Source organism: Hydrogenophaga sp., assembly GCF_035481345.1.
Classification (GTDB): Bacteria; Pseudomonadota; Gammaproteobacteria; order Burkholderiales; family Burkholderiaceae_C; genus Hydrogenophaga.
Window position 1 is genome coordinate 14,914 of the sequence record NZ_DATIGV010000186.1, and the last position, 21,828, is coordinate 36,741.

At 69.9% G+C, this 21,828-nt stretch carries 18 protein-coding genes; all 18 read right to left on the reverse strand.

The window, feature by feature from the left end; translation table 11 throughout:
- Window positions 1-9: 9 nt before the first annotated feature.
- The 18 genes from VLG41_RS19990 to VLG41_RS20075 all read right to left on the reverse strand — a co-directional run bounded on the left by VLG41_RS19990 (window position 10) and on the right by VLG41_RS20075 (window position 21,798).
- Window positions 10-807 carry a cell division protein FtsQ/DivIB gene (locus VLG41_RS19990; protein ID WP_325351141.1) on the reverse strand — a complete coding sequence of 266 codons (798 nt, stop codon included), beginning with the start codon at window positions 805-807 and terminating at the stop codon, window positions 10-12.
- A gap of 11 nt (window positions 808-818) precedes the next feature.
- Complete coding sequence (locus tag VLG41_RS19995) at window positions 819-1,757, reverse strand: D-alanine--D-alanine ligase (protein WP_325351142.1); 939 nt, start codon at window positions 1,755-1,757, stop codon at window positions 819-821.
- Entirely contained in the window at window positions 1,754-3,154 is a 1,401-nt protein-coding gene (gene murC / locus VLG41_RS20000) for a UDP-N-acetylmuramate--L-alanine ligase (protein ID WP_325351143.1), read from the reverse strand. Before murC ends, VLG41_RS19995 begins: the two co-directional genes overlap by 4 nt.
- Window positions 3,151-4,230: an undecaprenyldiphospho-muramoylpentapeptide beta-N-acetylglucosaminyltransferase gene (gene murG / locus VLG41_RS20005; RefSeq protein ID WP_325351144.1), complete on the reverse strand. Its 1,080-nt coding sequence runs from the start codon at window positions 4,228-4,230 to the stop codon at window positions 3,151-3,153. The genes murC and murG overlap by 4 nt, the downstream gene beginning before the upstream one ends.
- Entirely contained in the window at window positions 4,227-5,504 is a 1,278-nt protein-coding gene (gene ftsW, locus VLG41_RS20010) for a putative lipid II flippase FtsW (RefSeq protein ID WP_414652521.1), read from the reverse strand. Before ftsW ends, murG begins: the two co-directional genes overlap by 4 nt.
- 41 nt (window positions 5,505-5,545) lie before the next feature.
- Window positions 5,546-7,408, reverse strand: a complete 1,863-nt coding sequence (gene murD, locus VLG41_RS20015) for a UDP-N-acetylmuramoyl-L-alanine--D-glutamate ligase (RefSeq protein ID WP_325351146.1) — start codon at window positions 7,406-7,408, stop codon at window positions 5,546-5,548.
- Complete coding sequence (gene mraY, locus VLG41_RS20020) at window positions 7,405-8,583, reverse strand: phospho-N-acetylmuramoyl-pentapeptide-transferase (RefSeq protein WP_325351147.1); 1,179 nt, start codon at window positions 8,581-8,583, stop codon at window positions 7,405-7,407. The genes murD and mraY overlap by 4 nt, the downstream gene beginning before the upstream one ends.
- Window positions 8,573-10,081 (reverse strand): UDP-N-acetylmuramoyl-tripeptide--D-alanyl-D-alanine ligase, encoded by a 1,509-nt coding sequence (locus VLG41_RS20025; RefSeq protein WP_325351148.1) that lies wholly within the window; start codon window positions 10,079-10,081, stop codon window positions 8,573-8,575. Before VLG41_RS20025 ends, mraY begins: the two co-directional genes overlap by 11 nt.
- Entirely contained in the window at window positions 10,078-11,589 is a 1,512-nt protein-coding gene (locus VLG41_RS20030) for a UDP-N-acetylmuramoyl-L-alanyl-D-glutamate--2,6-diaminopimelate ligase (RefSeq protein WP_325351149.1), read from the reverse strand. The genes VLG41_RS20025 and VLG41_RS20030 overlap by 4 nt, the downstream gene beginning before the upstream one ends.
- Complete coding sequence (locus tag VLG41_RS20035; RefSeq protein ID WP_325351150.1) at window positions 11,589-13,325, reverse strand: penicillin-binding protein 2; 1,737 nt, start codon at window positions 13,323-13,325, stop codon at window positions 11,589-11,591. The genes VLG41_RS20030 and VLG41_RS20035 overlap by 1 nt, the downstream gene beginning before the upstream one ends.
- Entirely contained in the window at window positions 13,322-13,630 is a 309-nt protein-coding gene (ftsL, locus tag VLG41_RS20040; protein WP_325351151.1) for a cell division protein FtsL, read from the reverse strand. Before ftsL ends, VLG41_RS20035 begins: the two co-directional genes overlap by 4 nt.
- Window positions 13,627-14,550, reverse strand: a complete 924-nt coding sequence (gene rsmH / locus VLG41_RS20045) for a 16S rRNA (cytosine(1402)-N(4))-methyltransferase RsmH (RefSeq protein WP_325351165.1) — start codon at window positions 14,548-14,550, stop codon at window positions 13,627-13,629. Before rsmH ends, ftsL begins: the two co-directional genes overlap by 4 nt.
- A gap of 8 nt (window positions 14,551-14,558) precedes the next feature.
- Window positions 14,559-14,975 (reverse strand): division/cell wall cluster transcriptional repressor MraZ, encoded by a 417-nt coding sequence (gene mraZ, locus VLG41_RS20050; RefSeq protein ID WP_325351152.1) that lies wholly within the window; start codon window positions 14,973-14,975, stop codon window positions 14,559-14,561.
- A 481-nt stretch (window positions 14,976-15,456) separates the two neighbouring features.
- The gene (hslU, locus tag VLG41_RS20055) at window positions 15,457-16,788 is read right to left on the reverse strand and encodes an ATP-dependent protease ATPase subunit HslU (RefSeq protein WP_325351153.1); all 1,332 of its coding nucleotides are present in this window, start codon (window positions 16,786-16,788) and stop codon (window positions 15,457-15,459) included.
- 3 nt (window positions 16,789-16,791) lie between these two features.
- Complete coding sequence (gene hslV / locus VLG41_RS20060) at window positions 16,792-17,340, reverse strand: ATP-dependent protease subunit HslV (protein ID WP_325351154.1); 549 nt, start codon at window positions 17,338-17,340, stop codon at window positions 16,792-16,794.
- A gap of 184 nt (window positions 17,341-17,524) precedes the next feature.
- Window positions 17,525-19,348 (reverse strand): STAS domain-containing protein, encoded by a 1,824-nt coding sequence (locus tag VLG41_RS20065; protein ID WP_325351155.1) that lies wholly within the window; start codon window positions 19,346-19,348, stop codon window positions 17,525-17,527.
- 31 nt (window positions 19,349-19,379) lie between these two features.
- Window positions 19,380-20,453: an RNA polymerase-binding protein DksA gene (dksA, locus tag VLG41_RS20070; RefSeq protein WP_325351156.1), complete on the reverse strand. Its 1,074-nt coding sequence runs from the start codon at window positions 20,451-20,453 to the stop codon at window positions 19,380-19,382.
- A 256-nt stretch (window positions 20,454-20,709) separates the two neighbouring features.
- Window positions 20,710-21,798, reverse strand: a complete 1,089-nt coding sequence (locus tag VLG41_RS20075) for a GTP-binding protein (RefSeq protein WP_325351157.1) — start codon at window positions 21,796-21,798, stop codon at window positions 20,710-20,712.
- Between the last annotated feature and the right edge of the window lie 30 nt (window positions 21,799-21,828).

Here is a 21,828-nt window from a genome sequence, read left to right on the forward strand (position 1 = left end):
GTGCGGGCGTTACCGGTTCGAAGAAGTGTTGGGTGAGGTCTGGTCGTTGGTGGTGGTCACCCCGCGCACACGCAGGGCGTAGCCATTGGGGTAGCGCAGGTCCACGGTCTGCAGCGCCCCCGCGTAGCGTTCGGTGATCTGCGGCAGCGTGCCGACGAAGCGCTGCACGCGGGCCTGCAGTTCCTGCGGCGTACCGCGCCCCAGCTCGATGACCGCGCCGCTGTGCAGCCGCGCGCGCCAGCCGCCGCGTTCGCCGAGTTCCAGGCGGTCCAGGCCGAGTTCGAGCCGCGCGAACTGCGCCTGCAGCACCTGGTGCAGCGCCAGCACCTCGGCCGCGCGGCCTTCGGGGCCGGCCAGCTCGGGCAGGCCGTCCACGTCGTCGGGGCTGGCCTCGAACACTTCGCCGTGCGAATTGACGAGCTCACCGGAGCCTTCGTCGCCCCACCAGGCCACGGCGTCGTGCTCCTGCAGGGTCACGCGCAGGCGGTTCGGAAACTCGCGCTGCACCACCGCGCGGCGCACCCAGGGCACCTGCTCGAACATCTGGCGCACCTGGTCCAGGTCCACGGTGAGGAAGCTCGACGACAGGCGCGCGCGCATCTGCGTGGCGAGCTGGGCGCGCAGGCCCACGGCGTTCTGGTGCGCCACGTCGCCGTGCACGCTGATGCCCTTGACCGCCCAGGCCGGGTGGCGCACGGCCCAGGTGCCCAGGGCACCGAGCGCCAGCAGCGCGAACACGCCCAGCAGAAGCTGGGTGGCCAGGGCCATCAGCTTCACGTCCAGGGGCATGTCGGTGGTCGTTGGCATGGTTGGACCGTTCAGGCGTTGTCCAGGCTGGCGGTGGCCAGCAGTTGCACGCACAGGTCTTCGTAGGAGATGCCGGCCGCGCGCGCCGACATGGGCACCAGCGAGTGGCCGGTCATGCCCGGCGAGGTGTTGATCTCCAGCAGCCAGGGCTTGCGGGTGGCCGCGTCGATCATCACGTCGGCGCGCGCCCAGCCACGGCAGTCCAGGGTGCGGAAGGCCTTGAGCACGAGGGCCTGGATCGCGGCCTCTTCGCCCTCGGGCAGGCCGCAGGGCACCAGGTACTGCGTGTCGTCGGTGAAGTACTTGTTCTGGTAGTCGTAGTTGCCCTCGGGCGCCACGATGCGGATCACCGGCAGCGCGCGGGCCGATTCGCCCGTGCCCAGCACGGGGCAGGTGACTTCGTCGCCGGCGATGAACTGCTCGCACATGACCATCGGGTCCTGCTTCGCGGCCAGGGCGTAGGCGGCCTCGCACTGGTCGGCGCTCATCACCTTGGTGAGACCGATGGTGGAGCCTTCGCGCACGGGCTTGACGATCATGGGTGAGCCCAGGGCCTCGAAGGCGGCGCGCGTGTCGGCCGCGCTGCGCACCTGGCGCCAGGTCGGCGTGGCCAGGCCCTCGGCCAGCCAGATGCGCTTGGTCATGAGCTTGTCCATGGCCACGGCCGAGGCCATCACGCCCGGGCCGGTGTAGGGAATGCCCAGCAGCTCCAGAGCGCCCTGCACCGTGCCGTCCTCGCCGAAGCGGCCGTGCAGTGCGATGAAGCAGCGCGCGAAACCCTCGCGCTTGAGTTCGCCCATCTCGCGCTCGGCCGGATCGAAGGCGTGCGCGTCCACGCCCTTCGATTGCAGCGCCTTGAGCACGCCCGCGCCCGACATGAGCGAGACCTCACGCTCCGCGGAGCGCCCGCCCATCAGCACGGCCACCTTGCCGAAGTCCATCGTCGTCATTTCGCCAGCTCCATGATTCTTCCCGCCACCGCGCCGACCGTGCCCGCGCCCATGCACAGCACCACGTCGCCATCGCGCGCGTTGTCCAGCACCGCCTGCGGCATGTCGGCCACGTCGTCCACGAACACCGGCTCCAGCTTGCCGGCCACGCGCAGCGCGCGCGCCAGCGATCGGCCGTCGGCCGCCACGATGGGCGCCTCGCCGGCCGCGTACACCTCGGCCAGCAGCACGGCGTCGGCCTGGCCGATGATCTTCACGAAGTCCTCGAAGCAGTCGCGCGTGCGGGTGTAGCGGTGCGGCTGGAAGGCCAGCACCAGGCGGCGGCCGGGGAAGGCGCCGCGCGCGGCCGCGATGGTGGCGGCCATCTCCACCGGGTGGTGGCCGTAGTCGTCGACGATGGTGGCGTGGCCGCCGCCGGGCAGCGCGGCCTCGCCGTAGCGCTGGAAGCGCCGGCCCACGCCCTTGAAGCCCGCCAGCGCCTTGAGCACCGCCGCGTCCGGCACGCCCAGCTCCACCGCGATGCCGATGGCCGCCAGCGCGTTGAGCACGTTGTGCTGGCCGGGCAGGTTGAGCACCACGTCCAGGTCGGGCAGCGCCACGCCGTTGCGCCGCTGGACGGTGAAGTGCATCTGAGCGCCCACCGCGCGCACGTCGATGGCGCGCACCTGCGCGTCATCGCTGGCGATGCCGTAGCTGGTGATGGGGCGCGCGATCTCGGGCAGGATCTCGCGGATCGCGGGGTCGTCCACGCAGACCACGGCGGCGCCGTAGAACGGCATCTTGTGCAGGAACTCCACGAAGGCGCCCTTGAGGCGGCCGAAGTCGTGGCCATAGGTGTCCATGTGGTCGGCGTCGATGTTGGTGACGACCGAGATCACCGGCAGCAGGTTGAGGAAGGAGGCGTCGGATTCGTCGGCCTCGACCACGATGTACTCGCCGCTGCCCAGGGCCGCATTGGCGCCCGCGCTGTTCAGGCGCCCGCCGATGACGAAGGTCGGGTCCAGGCCGGCCTCGGCGAAGACGCTGGCCACCAGGCTGGTGGTGGTGGTCTTGCCGTGCGTGCCGGCGATGGCCACGCCCTTCTTCATGCGCATCAGCTCGGCCAGCATCACCGCGCGCGGCACCACCGGCACCAGCTTGGCGTGCGCGGCCACCACCTCGGGGTTATCGGCCTTCACGGCGGTGGAGGTGACGATGGCGTCGGCGCCTTCGATGTGCTTCGCTTCGTGCCCGATGCAGACCTTGGCGCCCAGCGATTCGAGGCGGCGCGTGGTGGCGCTTTCGCCCAGGTCGCTGCCGGAGATGGTGTAGCCCTGGTTGAGCAGCACCTCGGCGATGCCGCTCATGCCCGCGCCGCCGATGCCGACGAAGTGGATGTGACGGATGGCGTGCTTCATTCGGTCCTGACTTTCGCGAGTTCGATGCAGGCGCCCACCACGGCCTCGGTGGCACCTGTTTTGGCCACGGCGCGCGCCTTCTCGGCCATGGCCTGCAGTGGCGCGCGGTCCAGACCCTGCAGCAACACGGCGAGCTTGTCCGGCGTGAGACCGGCCTGCGCTTCCAGCCAGGCCGCGCCCGCGTCCACCAGGAAGCGCGCGTTGTGCGTCTGGTGGTCGTCCACCGCGGCCGGAAACGGCACCAGCAGCGAGGCCGCGCCCACGGCGGCGAGTTCGGTCACCGTGCTGGCGCCCGCGCGGCCAATCACCAGGTCGGCCTCGGCGTAGGCGGTGGCGGTGTCTTCGATGAAGGGAGTGAGTTCGGCCGCCACGCCGGCCTGGGCGTAATTGGCGCGCAGCTCTTCGATCTGTTTTTCGCCGCTCTGGTGCAGCACCACCGGGCGCTGCGCCTCGGGAATGCGCGCCAGCGCCTGCGGCACGATGCGGTTGAGCGCCTGCGCGCCCAGGCTGCCACCCACCACCAGCAGGCGCAGCGGCCCGCTGCGGCCGGCGAAGCGCTCGGCCGGCGCGGGCTGATTCAGGAAGGCCTCGCGCAGCGGGTTGCCCACCCACTGGGCCTTGGACAGCGCGTTCGGGAAGGCGTTGAAGCGGCGGTCGGCCACCTCGGCCAGCACCTTGTTCGCCAGGCCGGCCACCGAGTTCTGCTCGTGCAGCACCAGCGGCTTGCCCAGCAGCACGCCCATCATGCCGCCCGGGAAGGTGATGTAGCCGCCCAGGCCCACCAGCACGTCGGGCTTCACGCGGCGCACCACCTGGATGCTCTGCCAGAAGGCGCGCAGCAGGTTCAGCGGCAGCAGCAGCTTGGTGACGAGGCCCTTGCCGCGCAGGCCACCAAAATCGATGGCTTCGAGCGGGAAACCGCGCGGCGGCACGAGCCGGCTTTCCATGCTGCCCGGCGCGCCCAGCCAGTGCACGCGCCAGCCGCGCGCGCGCAGCGCCTCGGCCACGGCCAGGCCGGGGAAGATGTGGCCGCCGGTGCCACCGGCCATGACGAGGGCGCAGGGCTCACGCGTCATGAGCGCCCTCCTTTCATCATCTGCCGGTTCTCGAAGTCCACGCGCAGCACGATCGCCAGCGCAATCAGGTTGAGCAGGATCGCCGAGCCGCCGTAGCTCATGAAGGGCAGCGTGAGGCCCTTGGTGGGCAACGCGCCGAGGTTCACGCCGATGTTGATGAACGCCTGGAAGCCCATCCACAGGCCCACGCCCTGCGCCACCAGGCCGGAGAACACCTGGTCGAGCGCGATGGCCTGGCGGCCGATGTGCATGATGCGACGGATCATCCACAGGAACAGCGCGATCAGCACGAGCACGCCGAGCAGACCGAATTCCTCGCCGATGACGGCGAGCAGGAAGTCGGTGTGCGCCTCCGGCAGCCAGTTGAGCTTTTCCACGCTGCCGCCCAGGCCCACGCCGAAGATCTCGCCGCGGCCGAAGGCGATGAGCGCGTGCGAGAGCTGGTAGCCCTTGCCCAGCGCGTGCTCCGCGCTCCAGGGGTCGAGGTAGGCGAAGATGCGCTCGCGGCGCCAGTCGCTGGCCATGATCATCATGGCGAAGGCGCCCACCACCACCAGCGCGATGAGGAAGAACATGCGCGCGTTGACGCCGCCCAGGAACAGGATGCCCATGGCGATGACCACGATCACCATGAAGGCGCCCATGTCGGGCTGGGCCAGCAGCAGCATGCCCACCACCAGCAGCGCCACGGCCATGGGCCACACGGCCTGCCAGAAGTTCTGCTTGATCTCCATCTTGCGGACCATGTAGCTGGCCGCGTAGAGCAGCACCGCGAGCTTGCCCAGCTCGGACGGCTGGAAGTTCATGACACCCAGTGAGATCCAGCGGTGCGCGCCATTGACGCCCTTGCCGATGCCCAGCACCGCCACCATGAGCAGCAGCGCCAGCGCGAACAGCCAGGGCGCGAGTTGCTCCCAGCGACGCAGGGGCACCTGGAAGGCCAGCAGCGCGGCAACGAAGCCGATGGCCATGGACAGGCCGTGGCGCAGCACGAAGTGCGTGTGCGCGTAGTTCTCGAAGCGCGGGTTGTCGGGCAGCGCGATGGAGGCCGAATAGACCATCACCAGCCCCCAGGCCATGAGCGCGAACACCACCCACAGCAGCGGCTGGTCGAAGCCGGTGACGTGCACGGACGCGCCGCGCTGGCGGCCATAACTGCGGCTGGACAGGCGCACGGGAATGCCGTCGCCGCCCGCGCCCACCAGCGCACCGGCGGCCCAGGCGGGCAACAGGCCTTGCAGCCACGCGCGCAGGCGGGTGCCCAGGCGCGCCATCAGGCCGGGGCCCTGGGTGGGTTGTGCGGCCTTGCGCTTGCTCACAGGCCGCCCTCCAGGCCCATGCCGCGCGCCTCGGCGAGCTCGCGCACCGCGGCGACGAAGACCTCGGCGCGCTGCACGTAATTGCGGAACTGGTCCAGGCTGGCGCAGGCCGGCGACATGAGCACGGCGTCGCCCGACTGTGCGAGTTCGGCGGCCAGCCGCACGGCGGCCGTGAGCTCGCCCGCGTCGTGCAGGGGCACGCCGGCACCGCGCAGCGCGTCTTGCACGGCGGCGCGCAGCAGCGGCGCGTCGCGGCCGATGAAGACCACGGCGCGCGCGTGGCGGGCCAGCGGCGCGGCCAGCGGCGTGAAGTCCTGGCCCTTGCCGTCGCCGCCCAGGATCACCACCAGGCGGCGCTCGGCGCCCAGGCCATTGACGGCCGCCAGCGTGGCGCCCACGTTGGTGCCCTTGCTGTCGTCGAAGTACTCGACCCCGTCCACGATGGCCACGGGCTCGACGCGGTGCGGCTCGCCACGGTACTCGCGCAGGCCGTGCAGCATGGGCGCCAGCGGCGCGCCGGTGGAAGTGGCCAGCGCCAGTGCGGCCAGCGCGTTGGCGGCGTTGTGCCGGCCGCGGATGCGCAGGGCCTCGGCGGGCATCAGGCGCTGGAAATAGATTTCTTCATCTTCCTGCGCGCGGCCCTTGGTGCGGGTCTCGTCGACCGCCAGCGCGCGCACCAGCCAGGTCATGCCGTTGACGGTTTCCAGGCCCCAGTCGCCCGCGCGCGTGGGCGCGTCCAGGCCGAGACTGCACCAGGCGCGCGCCGGCACCTGGCGGTTGCGGTTGCCGATCTTGACCGTGACCAGGCCGGGCTTCATGGCCATCACGCGCGGGTCGTCGCGGTTGAGCACCATGAGCGCGCGCGCACCGAACACGGCGGCCTTGGCCTGGGTGTAGGCGTCCATGTCGCCGTGCCAGTCGAGGTGGTCCTCGCTGAGGTTGAGCAGCGTGGACGCGGTGGGCACGCCGGCCCAGGCGCCCTGCGCGGTGCCATCGAGCTGGAAGCTGGAGAGTTCGAGCACCCACACGCGCGGCAGGTGCGGCGGCTGCGGGGGCTCGGGCGGCGGCGGGGCGATCAGCGTCGGGCCCTCGCCGTCCGGCAGGGCGGTGGCGGGCTCGTCGGTGGCCTCGACGGATGGCTCGCCCTCATCCGCCTCGACGGATGCGTCCGCCGGCGCGAACTCGCCCGATCCGTCGTCGAACAAGGGACCGGTTTCCGGTTCGGGTTCGGCAAGCGGCGCCGCCATGGCGGACTTCGCCGGCTCGGCCTGCGCTTCGGCAGCGGCTTTCGCTTCGGTCTCGGCCGCTTCCGCGGCTTCGCGTTCGTCGTCCGCCGCCTGCGCCACCGCCTCCGCGTGCAGCGCGGCGGCCAGCACGTCGAGCAGGGCCGGGCCGATGTTGCCCGCCACCGCCACGGACCAGCCCGCGCGATCCAGCAACTGGCCCGCGAGCGATGTGACGGTGGTCTTGCCATTGGTGCCGGTGACGGCCAGCACCTGGGGCCGGTAGGGGAAGCGCTCGCGTTGCGACAGGGCCTGCAGGGCCTGGGCGAACAGGTCGAGCTCGGTCAGCACCGGCACGCCGCGCTCACGCGCGAAGTCGAACACGCCCTGCAGCTCGGCCGGCGTCAGGCCGGGGCTGCGCGCGATCAGTGCCCAGGGCTCGCGGCTGAGCAGGGCCTCGTCGAAGGCGCCGCTGATGAACACCGCGTCGGGGCACTCGCCCTGCAGGGCCACCAGTTGCGGCGGCGCCTCGCGCGTATCGGCCACGGTCACGCGCGCACCCTCGCGCGCGCACCAGCGCGCCATCGACAGGCCGGAGGCGCCGAGACCGAGGATGAGAACGGGCTGGTCTTTCATCGCAGTTTCAGCGTCGACAGACCGACGAGGCACAGCAGCATGGTGATGATCCAGAAACGCACCACCACCTGCGTCTCCTTCCAGCCCTTCTTCTCGAAGTGGTGGTGCAGCGGGGCCATCTGGAACAGGCGCCGGCCTTCGCCGTAGCGCTTCTTGGTGTACTTGAAGTACGTCACCTGCAGCATCACCGACAGCGCCTCGACGACGAAGATGCCGCCCATGATGGCGAGCAGGATCTCCTGGCGCACGATGACGGCGATGGTGCCGAGCGCGCCGCCGAGCGCGAGCGCGCCCACGTCACCCATGAACACCTGCGCCGGGTGCGTGTTGAACCACAGGAAGGCCAGGCCCGCGCCGGCCATGGCGGCGCAGAAGATGAGCAGCTCGCCCGCGCCGGGGATGTGCGGCAGCAGCAGGTAGCGCGCGAACACCGCGTTGCCGGTGACGTAGGCGAAGATGCCGAGGGCCGAACCCACCATCACCACCGGCATGATGGCCAGGCCGTCGAGTCCGTCGGTGAGGTTGACCGCGTTGCTCGCGCCCACGATGACGAGGTAGGTGAGGATGACGAAGCCGGCCACGCCGAGTGGGTAGCTCACTTCCTTGAAGAAGGGCACGATGAAGCCCGACTGCGGCGGCAGGTCGAGCGTGAAGCCGGAGCCGACCCAATCGATGAAGAGCTCGAGCACGCGCGTGTTGCTGGTCTCGGAGACCGCGAACACCAGGTAGAAGGCCGCGACCAGGCCGATCAGCGACTGCCAGAAGTACTTCTCGCGCGAGCGCATGCCCTCGGGGTTCTTGTGCACCACCTTGCGCCAGTCGTCGGCCCAGCCGATGGCGCCGAAGCCCAGGGTGACGATGAGCACGATCCAGACGAAGCGGTTGCTCCAGTTGAACCACAGCAGCGTGGACAGCGCGATGGCAAAGAGGATCAGCACGCCGCCCATGGTGGGCGTGCCGCCCTTGCTCAGGTGCGTCTGCATGGCGTATTCGCGGATCGGCTGGCCGATCTTGAGCGCGGCGAGGCGGCGGATGAACCAGGGGCCGGCGACCAGGCCCACCACCAGCGCCGTCATCGCGGCCATGACGGCGCGGAAGGTGAGGTACTGGAACACCCGCAGGAAGCCGAGGTCGGGGAACAGGCCTTGCAGCCAGAGGGCGATGCTAGGCAGCATGGGAAGAGTCCTTGTCGTTGACGGCCTGCGTCGGATCGAGCGCGCGAACCGCCCGCACCACGCGCTCCATGCGCATGAAGCGCGATCCCTTCACGAGCACGCTGGCCACCACGCCGGTGGCCACCTCGGCGGCCACGTCGGTGGCCAGCGCGTCCACCTCGGGCACGCAGCGCGGCGCGGGCTCGCTGGCCGCGCGCATGGCCTCGGCGGCCTCGCACATCGCCGTGCCGCTCACGCGCACCTCGTCGATGCCGCGCGCGTAGGCGTGGCGCAGCACCTCCAGGTGAAAGGCCAGGCCCTGGTCACCGACCTCGCCCATGTCGCCCAGCACCAGCAGGTGCGGCGCGGGCAGCGTGGCGAGCACGTCGATGGCTGCGCGCACGGAGTCGGGGTTGGCGTTGTAGGTGTCGTCGATCAGCGCGACCACGCGGCCGTCGATGGTGAGGGTGATGGCGCGCGAGCGCCCGCCCACGGGCTCGAAGGCGTTCAGGCCTTGCACGATGGCGCTGAGCGGCACGCCGGCGGCCACCGCGCAGGCCACGGCCGCGAGCGCGTTGCGCACGTTGTGGCGGCCGGCGATGCGCAATTGCACCTGGCCCTCACCCAGGGGCGAGGCGAAGTGCAGCGCCCAGGCGTTGTCCTGCCACTCGGCGGCGAGCGCGCGCACGGCGGCTTCGGGGTCGGTGTCGCTGAAGGTGAGGCGGCGGCGCGCGCCGGCCAGCGCCTGCCAGATGCGGGTGTGCACGTCGTCGCTGGGGAACACGGCCACGCCCTCGGCGCCCAGCGCGGCGATCGCGGTGCCGTTCTCGCGCGCCACGGCCTCCACCGAACTCATGAACTCCTGGTGCTCGCGCTGCGCGTTGTTGACCAGGGCCACCGTGGGTGCGGCGATGGCGGCGAGCTGGGCGATCTCGCCCGGGTGGTTCATGCCCAGCTCCACCACCGAGCACCGGTGCGCGGCGTTCAGGCGCAACAGCGTGAGCGGCACGCCGATGTCGTTGTTGAAGTTGCCCTGCGTGGCGTGCGCGGCCTCGCCCGCGTGGGCGCGCAGGATGCTGGCGACCATCTGCGTGACCGTGGTCTTGCCGTTGCTGCCGGTCACGGCGATCAGCGGCAGGCCGAACTGCGCGCGCCACACCTGTGCGAGCTGCAGCAGCGCGGCGCGCGTGTCGGGCACCTCGACACCGGGCAGACCGGATTCGGCCAGGCCGCGCTGCGCGAGCGCGGCCACGGCGCCGGCGACCGCCGCCTGCGGCAGGAAGTCGTGCGCGTCGAAGCGCTCGCCGTGCAGCGCCACGAACAGGTCGCCCGCGCGCAGGCTGCGGGAGTCGGAGTGCACGCGCTGAATGGGCGCGGCGATGCGGCCGACGGCGCGCGCGCCGGGCAGGGTGAGCAGCAGTTCGGCCAGGGTCTTGCGATCCGGCGCCGGGCCGCCCCCCGCCGGATCAGCCCCCTCGGGGGGCAAGGACCCGCGCAGCGGCGGAGTGTGGGGGCTCATGTTGTTGCCTCCAGACGCAGCGCGAGCGCGCGCCGCGCGTGTTCGATGTCGGAGAACGCCGACTTCACGCCGCGCACCTCCTGGTAGTCCTCGTGCCCCTTGCCGGCGATGAGCACCACGTCGGCGGGCGCGGCCTCGCGCACGGCCAGGGCGATGGCCTCGGCACGGTCGGCCACGGTGCGCGCGGCGTCGGCGCGGCTGAGGCCGCGCGCCATCTGCGACAGGATGGCCATCGGGTCCTCGCTGCGCGGGTTGTCGCTGGTGAGCACGGCGTGGCGGGCTCCGCGCTCGGCCACGGCGGCCATCAGCGGGCGCTTGCCCGGGTCGCGGTCGCCGCCGCAGCCAATGAGCACCCACAGCGCGCCGCCGCGCCGCACGGCCAGCGGTTGCAGCGCCTGCAGGGCCTTCTCCAGCGCGTCGGGCGTGTGCGCGTAGTCCACCAGCACGAGCGGCGCGCCGGGCGCGTCGGCCTGGGCCTGCTGCATGCGACCGGGCACGGGCGTGAGCGCGGCGCAGGCCTGCACGGCCGCGGCGAAGGGCACGCCCAGTGCGCGCGCCGTGGCGAGTACGCCCAGCAGGTTGTGCACGTTGTAGCGCCCAACCAGCGGCAGGCTCAGCGCCTGGCGCTGGCGTTCCTGGCCTCGTTCGTCGCGCTCGACGAGCTCGAAGGCCAGCCCCGCGGGCGTGGTGGTGACGTCGCGCGCTTCCAGGCGCGCGTCGCGGTCGATGGCGACGGACCACAGGTCGAGCCCGCGCCCTTGCAGACGCGCGAGCAGGCCGGCGCCGTGCGGATCGTCGATGTTGATCACCGCGGCCTTGAGGCCGGGCCAGTCGAACAGGCGCTGCTTGGCGGCCCAGTAGGCGTCCATGCTGCCGTGGTAGTCCAGGTGGTCTTGCGTGAAGTTGGTGAACACTGCCACCGCGACGCGCGTGCCGTTCAGACGCCCCTCTTCCAGGCCGATCGAGGAGGCCTCGATGGCGCAGGCGCGCAGGCCCTGTTCGACGAAGGCGCGCAACCCATGCTGCAGCATCACGGGATCGGGCGTGGTCAGGCCGGTGACCCGCAAATCGTCGCCCGGACGGCCCATGCCCAGCGTGCCCACCACCGCCGCCGGGCGGTTGCAGGCCGACAGCAGTTGCGCCGCCCACCAGGCGCTGGAGGTCTTGCCGTTGGTGCCGGTGATGGCGATGACGTCGAGCGCGCCGCTGGGCTCGCGGCACCAGGCGCTGGCGATGGGGCCGGCCTGTGCCTTGAGGCCGGGCACGGCGAGCACGCGCGGGTCGTGGCGGAAATCGTAGGCTTCCAGGCCCTCGCGCTCGACCACGGCCGCGCTGGCGCCGGTGCGCAGCGCGTCGAGCACGAAGCGGCGCCCGTCGGTGGCCGCGCCGGGCCAGGCCACGAATCCGTCGCCCTCGCGCACGCGGCGGCTGTCGCACACCAGCGCGCCGGTGACGCTGGCGCGCAGCCACTGCGCCACGGCCTCGGGGTGGACGAGCGTCTGCACCATCAGAACGACTCCTCCACCGGGTCGGTGGTGACGATCTGCGGCTTGACGTTCATGTCGGGCTGCACGCCGAGGATGCGCAGGGTTTCCTGCACCGTCTCGCTGAACACGGGCGCGGCGACCACGCCGCCGTAGAACTTGCCGTCGGTGGGCTCGTCGATCATCACCGCGACGATGATGCGCGGCTGCTCGATGGGTGCCATGCCGACGAAGAAGCCCCGGTACTTGCCTTCGGCGTAGCCGTCGCCTTCCTGCTTGCGCGCGGTGCCGGTCTTGCCGCCCACCGAGTAGCCCATCGTCTGCGCGCGCGTGGCGCTGCCGCCGGGCTGCGCGGCCAGGGCCAGCATGTCGCGCACGGCGCGGGCGTTGCGCTCGCTGAACACGCGAACGCCCTGCGCGGGCGTGTCGCTCTTGAGCAGGGTCAGCGGAATGAGCTCGCCGTCGCGCGCGAAGATGGTGTAGGCCTGCGCGAGCTGGTAGATCGAGACGGACAGCCCGTAGCCGTAGCTCATGGTGGCCTGCTCGATGGGGCGCCAGCTCTTGTAGGGCCGCAGCCGGCCGGCCACGGCGCCGGGGAACGGCACCTGCGGCTTCTGGCCGAAGCCCACCTGCGCGTACATCTCCCACATCTCGCGCGGGCTCATCTGCATGGCCATCTTGACCGTGCCCACGTTGCTGGACTTCTGGATCACCTCGGCCACGGTCAACACGTCCTTGGGGTGCGTGTCGCGGATGGTGGAGCCGCCGATGGTGATGCGGCCGGGCGCCGTCTGGATGGGCGTGGTCGGCTTGACCAAACCCTTGTCGAGCGCGAGCGCGGCGATGAAGGGCTTCATCGTCGAGCCGGGCTCGAAGGTGTCGGTGAGCACGCGGTTGCGCAACTGCTCGCCGCTGAGGTTGCGCCGCAGGTTGGGGTCGTAGCTGGGGTAGTTGGCCAGGGCCAGCACCTCGCCCGTGATCGTGTCCAGCACGATCACGCTGCCGGCCTTGGCCTTGTGCTGCAGCACGGCCTGGCGCAGCTTCTGCCAGGCGAAGTACTGCACCTTGCTGTCGATGGAGAGGGCGAGATCGGGGCCGTCCACGGGCGGCACCACGTCCTGCACGTCCTCGACGACGCGGCCCAGGCGGTCCTTGATGACGCGGCGCGAGCCGGCCTTGCCGGCCAGCTGCGACTGGAACGCCAGTTCCACGCCCTCCTGGCCGCGGTCTTCCACGTTGGTGAAGCCCACCACGTGCGCCGTGGCCTCGCCCTCGGGGTAGCGGCGCTTGTACTCACGGCGCTGGTAGATGCCCTTGATGTCCAGCGCGGCGATCTTCTGCGCGATGGGCTCGTCCACCTGGCGCTTGACCCAGACGAAGGTCTTGTCGTTGTCGGCCAGGCGCTTGCGCAGATCGGCCAGCGGCATGTCGAGCAGCCGGGCGAGTTCGCGCATCTTCGGGTGGTTCTTCTCCACGTCCTCGGGGATGGCCCAGATGCTCTGCGCCACCACGCTGGAGGCGAGGATCAGGCCGTTGCGGTCGAGCACGCGGCCGCGGTTGGCGGGCAGTTCGAGGTTGCGCGCGAAGCGCACCTCGCCCTGGCGCTTGAAGAAGTCGTTGCCGATGACCTGCACATAGGCGGCGCGCCCGGCCAAGCCCGCGAAGGCCAGCGCCAGGCCGGCGACGATGAACTTGCTGCGCCACACGGGCGTCTTGCTGGCCAGCAGCGGGCTGGAGGCGTAGTTGATGCTGCGGCTCATCGCGCACCCTCCCCGCCCTGGGGGGCCGGTGCCGGCGCGGCGGCGCGCTCGCTCACGTACTGCGTGATGCCGGGCGTGACCTGGCGCATCTGCAACTGGCGCGCGGCCAGTTGCTGCACGCGCGCGGGCGTGGCCTGCGCGCGGCGCTGCACCACCAGTTGCTCGTGGTCGGCGTCGAGCTGCTTGGCCTGGCTCTGCGCGCGGTAGAGCGTGGAGTACAGGCGGCGCGACTCGTACTGGGTGTGCACCAGGTAGAAGGCGCTGGCCAGCACGGCCAGCAGCAGCACGAGGTTGAGCCGAATCATGCGGCAACCCCCGTGCGCGTAGCCACGCGCATGACGGCGCTGCGCGCGCGCGGGTTACCTTGCACCTCGGCGTCGGAGGGCATCACGCGGTGCACCTCGGCCAGGCGCGTGGGCGCGGGCTCGGCGAAGGGCGCGCGGCGGTCCACCACGGTGCGCGAATGGCGCGCCATGAACTGCTTGACCGGGCGGTCTTCCAGGGAGTGGAAGCTGATGACCACGAGGCGACCTTGGGGCTTGAGCAGGGTCAGGCTGGCGTCTAGCGCCTGTTGCAGCTCTTCAAGCTCGGCGTTGATGAAAATCCGAAGAGCCTGAAATGTGCGCGTTGCAGGGTCCTTGCCCGGCTCGCGGGTTTTGACCGCGCCAGCCACGATTTGGGCCAGCTCGCCGGTGGTTCGAACAGGGCCCCGTTCCTGTCGGCGACGATCAATCGCCTTTGCAATCTGTGCAGCAAACCGTTCTTCGCCATAGTCACGGATGACCTCCGTCAGGGTGGGGATGGGCACCGTCTCCAGCCACTGGGCCACGCTCTGGCCACGCGTGGTGTCCATGCGCATGTCCAGCGGACCGTCCTGGCGAAAAGAAAAACCCCGCGCGGGGTCGTCGATCTGCGGTGAACTCACGCCGAGGTCCATGAGCAGACCGTCGGCACTGGCTGGGGGCAGGTCGGCGATGGCCGCGAAGCCGCTGTGGTGCACCGTCACGCGCGCGTCCTTCGCGGCGAGCTGGCGCGCCACCTCGATGGCCTGGGGATCCTTGTCGAAGACGCTCAGCCGCCCTTGGGGCGACAGCCTCTGCAGGATGGCGCGGCTGTGCCCGCCGCGGCCGAACGTGGCATCGACGTAGTGGCCGTCCGGGTTGATCGACAGCGCCTGCACGGCTTCGGTCAACAGGACGGTCAGATGGGTCCATGTCGTCTCCACCACCACCCTTAGAAGGAAAAGTCCTTGAACACGTCGGGCATGTCGGCCTTCATAGCCTCGGCCTCCTGCGCGGCATACACCTGGGCGTCCCAGAGTTCAAGGTAGGCGCCCATGCCGAGCAGCACGACGTCCTTGCTGATGCCGGCGGCGGCGCGCAATTCGGGCGAGACAAGCACGCGGCCGGTGCCGTCGACCTCGACGTCCATGGCGTTGCCCAGGAAGATGCGCTTCCACCACTGGGCCTGCATGGGGAGGTTGGCGATGCGGCCACGGAATTCTTCCCAGGCCTCGCGGGGGAAGACCATGAGGCAGCCGTGGGGGTGCTTGGTGATCGTGAGCGAGCCGCCCAGGGCGTCGCGGTGCCGGGTCGGCACGGACAGCCGCCCCTTGGCATCGAGACTCAGCGAAGACGCGCCCTGAAACACCGCTTTGGACCCTGGGATGGCAGATACCACCACTTAATTGCACTAAATCCCACTGTAGCAGGAAAACACTCCCGCGCCAGGGGTTGAGTACACATTTTTTCAATGAAATCAACCACTTAGAGGCGATTTCGTAGTGGTCGAGGCACCAAAAAGCGCATAAAAAGCAAGCACTTACAAAGGGCACTGCAAGTGAAGCTTCAAAACAGGAACGCCCGTGGGGACGTTCCACGGGCGTTTCACGAGACGACGGGCGGTTGGGTTGGCTTGGCTGGGTCTTCTCCGGCGGCTTCGGTCATCGGCGACCGGGTGTGCGCCTACGTGCCTGGAGCTCGCGGACGCTGGGTGCCTTGCGTAGCGAAATAAAGGAGGAGGACGGCGCAGCCGTCCGGGGGACATTCGCGGAGCAAGGCACCCAGTGGCCGCGAGCAACCGCGAGGTGCAGGCGCGAAACCGCCGAGCGCAAATCCGGAAGGCCGCAAGATCAGAGGATGTACCGCGACAGATCCTCGTCCTTGCTCAGCGCCCCCAGGCGTTCCTGAACGAATGCAGCGTCGATGTTCACCGTCTGCCCCTGCAGTTTCGCGGCATCGAAACTCACCTCATCGAGCAGGTGCTCCATCACCGTCGACAGCCGCCGCGCCCCGATGTTCTCGGTGCGCTCGTTCACCTCGCAGGCGATCTGCGCCAACTGGCGGATGCCTTCGGGCGTGAACTCCAGCGTCACCCCCTCGGTCTGCAACAGCGCCTGGTACTGACGCACCAGCGAGGCGTGCGTCTGCGTCAGGATCGCCTCGAAGTCGTCCACCGACAGCGACTGCAATTCCACGCGGATCGGAAACCGCCCCTGCAGCTCTGGGATCAGGTCGCTCGGCTTCGACAGGTGGAACGCCCCGCTGGCGATGAAGAGGATGTGGTCCGTCTTGATCGGCCCGTACTTGGTCGACACCGTCGTGCCCTCCACCAGCGGCAGCAGGTCGCGCTGCACGCCCTGGCGCGACACCTCGGCCGTGCCGCCGGTATCGCTGCGCGAGGTCACCTTGTCGATCTCGTCGATGAACACGATGCCGTTCTGCTCGGCGTTGTGCAACGCGCGCGTCTTGATCTCGTCCTCGTTGACGAGCTTGGCCGCCTCCTCGTCGATCAGCAGCTTCATGGCCTCGGCGATGCGCAGCTTGCGCACCTGCTTGCGCCCGGCACCGAACTGGCCGAACAGGCCCTTCAGTTGCTCGGCCATTTCCTCCATGCCGGCCGGGCCCATGATCTCCATGCTGGGGCGCGGCTCGGCCAGCTCGATCTCGATCTCCCGATCATCGAGCTCGCCTTCGCGCAGCTTCTTGCGAAACGCCTGGCGCGTGCTGCTGTCGGGCGTGGCCTGGGGTTCGAAGCCCACCGCGCGCGGGGGCGGGATCAGCGTGTCGAGGATGCGCTCCTCGGCCGCGTCCTCGGCCCGGGTGCGCTGCTTGCGCATCTCGGCCTCGCGCGTCTGCTTGATGGCGATGTCGGCCAGGTCGCGCACGATGCTGTCCACGTCCTTGCCGACGTAGCCGACCTCGGTGAACTTGGTGGCCTCCACCTTGATGAAGGGCGCGTCGGCCAGGCGCGCCAGGCGGCGCGCGATCTCGGTCTTGCCCACGCCGGTGGGGCCGATCATGAGGATGTTCTTGGGCGTGATCTCCGGGCGCAGCTTGTCATCGACGAGCTGGCGGCGCCAGCGGTTGCGCAGGGCAATGGCGACGGCGCGCTTGGCGCCCTTCTGGCCAATGATGAATCGGTCGAGCTCGGAGACGATCTCCTGAGGGGTCATGGAGGACATGGCTCAGTCCAGGGTCTCGATGGTGTGGTTCATGTTGGTGTAGATGCACAGCTCGCCCGCGATCGCGAGCGACTGGCGCACCACGTCCGCGGCGCTGAGCTGGGTGTGGTCGACCAGGGCCTTGGCCGCGGCCTGCGCGTAAGCGCCGCCCGAGCCGATGGCCACGATGCCGTGCTCGGGCTCGAGCACGTCGCCGTTGCCGGTGATCACCAGCGCGGCGGTGCGGTCGGCCACGGCGAGCATGGCCTCCAGGCGGCGCAGCACGCGGTCGGTGCGCCAGTCGCGCGTGAGTTCGATGGCGGCGCGCGCCAGTTGGCCCTGGTGTTTTTCCAGCTTGGCTTCGAAGCGCTCGAACAGGGTGAAGGCGTCGGCCGTGGCACCGGCGAAGCCGGCGAGCACGCGGTCGTTGTAGAGCTTGCGCACCTTGCGGGCGGTGCCCTTGATCACGATGTTGCCGAGCGTGACCTGGCCGTCGCCGCCGATGGCGACCTGCACGCCCTGCGGGGTTTCCCGGCGGACGCAGACGATGGTGGTGCCGTGAAAGGATTCCATGGGATGCCAAATGGGGATGCGAGAGCCCCCCTCAAGGGGCTGCTGAGAAAAAGCCGGCGCGCGACCCGCCACGCACCACGCGGTCCAGCCGGGGGCACCGCGGAACCGCCCTTCTACAAGCTCAGGACGGCCCGCAGGTGCCGCCCCCTAGCGGGGGTCGCGCGCAGCGCGGCGGAGGGGTACTTCAATCATTGCGGAGGACGACCTTCGCGTACTCGGTGATGCCGATGACGTGGAAGAAGGCCGAGACCAGGCGGTGCACGTCGACGAACTGCACGAGCCGGTTCTGCGCGTGGTGGTTGGAGACCCAGTTGAGCAGGGTGCCCGCGGCCGAGAAATCGACGCGGATCAGGTTGCGGCACGACAGGATCAGCACGTCGGCACCTTCCAGACGCTGCTCGAGCATGTCGATGGTGCTCTGCGCGTCGCCACGGATCTCGCCCGAGAGTTCGACCAGGCCCAGGTGGTTGATCGAAGAGCCGGGCTGCGTGTCCATGCCCGCCTCGCCCGACAGGGTGGACTGCACGGCCTCGATCACCGATTCGCCGAGCACCGAATGGCCCTCGTCGCCATCGCCGCGCACCGACTGGTAGCGACAGCGCGGCCGTTCCCAGCCCGGCGGAGAGAGTTCGTAGGTGACGCAGAAATCCAGCGCGGTGAGCTCGAACTCGTCGGCGCGGTTCATGAGCCGCAGCACCGCCATGCGCAATTCCCACCAGAGCTGCTCGACGTCGCGGCGCCCCGAGTGCGTCATGTTCTTGAGCACGTCGCGCAGCTTGGAGCCGCCCACGAAGCGCAGGTCGACGTCCTGGTCGGTCCACAGCGTGACGATGCCCAGCAGCGCGCGGGCGGCCTTCTGGTCCATGCTGGTGAGCAAGGTCCAGTCGAGCACCCAGGGCGAACGCGCGCGCGACAGCACGTTCTGCAGCGTGCCCACGGCGTGGGCGTCGAGTTCGGGCTCGCAGGCCCAGACAGCGCGGGCCTGCGTGGCCGCCACCGGTTCCTGGGCCGCGCCAACCATGCGGTGCACCGCGGCCGGCATGTCGTACCACTGCGGGGCCGAGCGGCTGAAACGGTTCACGAACTCCACCGCGCGGCTTTCGAATGGGGCGAGCTGGCCGGTGGCGCGGTACAGGTCGAACAGCGCCAGCCAGTCGGCCTCCTGGTCGACCCGCGGCCCGCCTGCGGACACGGCCTCGAGCAGGCCCTGTTCGGCACCCGCGTCGTCGCCGTTGGCGAAGCGGATCGCGGCCTCCTCCACCTCGGGGTCCTGCGCGATCTCCTGCACGTCGAGCGCATAGAAGTGCGAGGCCGAAAACTCGGAGCCCTGGACGCTGGGCGTGCCCGCACGCGGCGCCATGAGGCCGGTGCGCGGACTGGCGCTGGCGGGCTTCACCGGGGCCGGTGCCGTCGCGGCGGTCGCCGCGCGCAGGTCCATGGGTTCGGTGTGCTGGTGCTCGCGCGGCGCCGCCGCGGGATTGAGCAGCGGCGCGGGCTCGGTCACGTCGTACTGGGCGCGCAGGCGCGCCGGGTCCACCTGCGGCAGCGGCCGGATCGGCGAGGCCTCGCGGCCCTTCTGCGGAAGGGTGCCGGGCGGCTGCGCGGCGCTGTTGGGGCCCGGTGAGCCGGTGCTGGTGATGGAGTCCGCGCCCTTGGTCTTCCACCACTGCATGGACATCTGGGCTTCGATCTCGTCGATCTTCTTGAGCGTCATGGCCCGGTCGTCGGGCTTGGAGGGGATGCTGCTCTGGAAGAAGGACGGGCGCATGCCCTGCGCCTCGGCGGGGCTGCCCTCGCGCGAGCGGATCTTGCGCAGCATGTCGAACTCGCGCTTGCGCACGAAGTCGTTGCGCCGCTTGCGCTCGATCATTTCCTTGAGCGCGGCTTTGCTGTACTCGCTTTCGCGGTCCGACTGGCGCGTGTCCAGGTCCGCCCAACTCGTGGTCGGGTGGCGAACGAATTTCACCACCTTGGAAAGAAAGCCGCCGCTGGAGTCGTCCTTGGACATGGAACCGGGCCGTGGATCGATCAGCCGGCGCTCAGTCGCCGAACATCTTCTGCTTGAGTTCGCGGCGCTGCTGCGCTTCGAGCGAGAGGCTGGCGGTGGGTCGCGCGATGAGCCGGCCGACGCCGATGGGCTCGCCGGTCTCGTCGCAGTAGCCGTAATCTTCCGCGTCGATGCGGGCGAGGGCCTGCTCGATCTTCTTGAGCAGCTTGCGCTCGCGGTCGCGCGTGCGCAGTTCCAGGGCGTGCTCTTCCTCGATGGTGGCGCGATCGGCCGGATCGGGCACGACCACGGTGTCCTCGCGCAGGTGCTCGGTCGTCTCGCCCGCGTTGTTCAGCATGTCGGCGCGCAGGCGCTGCAGCTTGAGCTTGAAGAAAGCCAGCTGCACGTCGTTCATGTACTCACTGTCGGGCATGGCCTGCACGTCCTGATCGGTGAGCTGCTCGACCGGCAGGGTCTTCCAGTTGTTGGCCCGCTTGGGGTCCTTCTGGAGGGATGAGGGGGCGGGGGGCGTCATGACGGTTCGTTCATTCATGTGGGAGAAGGTCGCCTTGGCGGCGTCCGGGGCGTGGCTGGGGACCGAGGCCGGCTGGGACATCTGCGCCAGCATGACCTTGCGGGCCTCGCGCTTGCCCATGGGTGGGGGCGAGGGTTCGATGACGATCGGCGCGGGCGGGCTGGCCACCTTGGCCTTGGATATGAGGGCCTTGGCCGCCGACGCGGCCTTGGCCGCGGGCGATACCGCGGGTGGGGCCTTGGCGGGCGCAGCGGCCGCTTTCGCGGCGGGCTTCACGACCGCTTGCGCGGGTGCCTTCTTCACGGGTGCTTTCACAGGTGCCTTGGCCACGGCCTTTTTCGCCGGGGCCTTGGCCACCGGCTTGGCTGCCGCCTTCTTCGCCACCGGCTGCGCCGGCGCCTTCCTGGCAACGGCCTTCACGGCGGGTCTTGCGGGCGCCTTGGCCACGGGCTTCTTCGCTGCGGGCACCTTCTTGGAGACGGCCTTGGCCGATGACGACTTCGCCGTTGCAGCCGGCTTGGCGGCACGCGCGGAGGCGCCCGAGGCGACGGACTTGCCTGCTTTCGCTGCCTTGGAAGCCGGGGCTTTCACAACGGGTCTCCTTAGGATGGCGGGGTTGTCCCTTGCTAGGGATCATGCCCGGCGCGTGGACCGATGGCGACAGGTCGAAACCCGGACCCGCCATCGGCGAAGGGGCTGTTATACCCCCATGCTGTGTGACAAAAGTCCCGTTCGATTCGGGGCGCGATTGTAGCCATGCGCGAAACGGGATCGGCGCCGGCCGGCAGCCCGCGGCGCGCCGAAGCGAGACAAACGACACGGCGGGCCCCGCGCAACGGGCTGTTCGTCAGGCCAGGCTCTGCTCGAGCCCCTGCTCGAGGATGTCGCGCGGCAGGTCGATGCCGATGAAGACCATCTTGCTCACGCGCTTCTCGTCGGGGCCCCATTCGGGACCGAGGTCGCTGCCCATGAGCTGGTGCACGCCCTGGAAGATCACCTTGCGCTCGGTGCCCTGCATGTGCAGCACGCCCTTGTAGCGCAGCATGCGCGGGCCGTAGACCTGCACGATGGCGCCCAGGAAGTCTTCGAGCTTCTCGGGGCTGAAGGGGCGCTCGGCGCGGTAGACGAAGCTCTTGACGTCGTCGTCGTGATGGTGGTGATGGCCATGGCCATGACCGTGCTGGTGCGAGGGGTGGTCGCAATGCTCGCCGTGGGCGTGGTCATGGTCGTGGTGCTCGTGCCCGTGGTGCTCATGGCCATGGTCGTGATTGTGGTCGTCGGCCTTGAGGAAGTCCGGGTCGATCTCGAGCTTGGCGTTGAGGTTGAAGCCGCGCAGGTCGAAGACCTCCTTGATGGCCACCTCGCCGAAGTGCGCGGGCCGCATGGCCGCGCGCGGGTTCATGTGCTTGAGGCGGTGGGTCAGGGCCTCCACCTCGTCCTGGGAGACCAGGTCGGCCTTGCTGATGAAGATCTGGTCGGCGAAGCCCACCTGGCGGCGCGCCTCCTGGCGGTCGTTGAGCTGGTCGGCGGCGTGCTTGGCGTCCACCAGGGTGACGATGGCGTCGAGCAGGTACTGCTCGGCCACCTCGTCGTCCATGAAGAAGGTCTGGGCCACGGGGCCGGGGTCGGCCAGGCCGGTGGTCTCGATCACCACGCGCTCGAAGTCGAGCTCGCCCTTGCGCTTCTTCTGCGCCAGATCGGCCAGGGTGGCGCGCAGGTCGTCGCGGATGGTGCAGCAGATGCAGCCGTTGCTCATCTGGATGATGTTCTCGGTGGTGTCGGCCACCAGGATCTCGTTGTCGATGTTCTCTTCGCCGAACTCGTTCTCGACGACGGCGATCTTCTGGCCGTGGGCCTCGGTGAGCACGCGCTTGAGCAGGGTGGTCTTGCCCGAGCCGAGGAAGCCGGTGAGGATGGTGGCGGGGATCAGGGCCATGGTGCGTGTGGGGGTGGGGACAACGAAGGC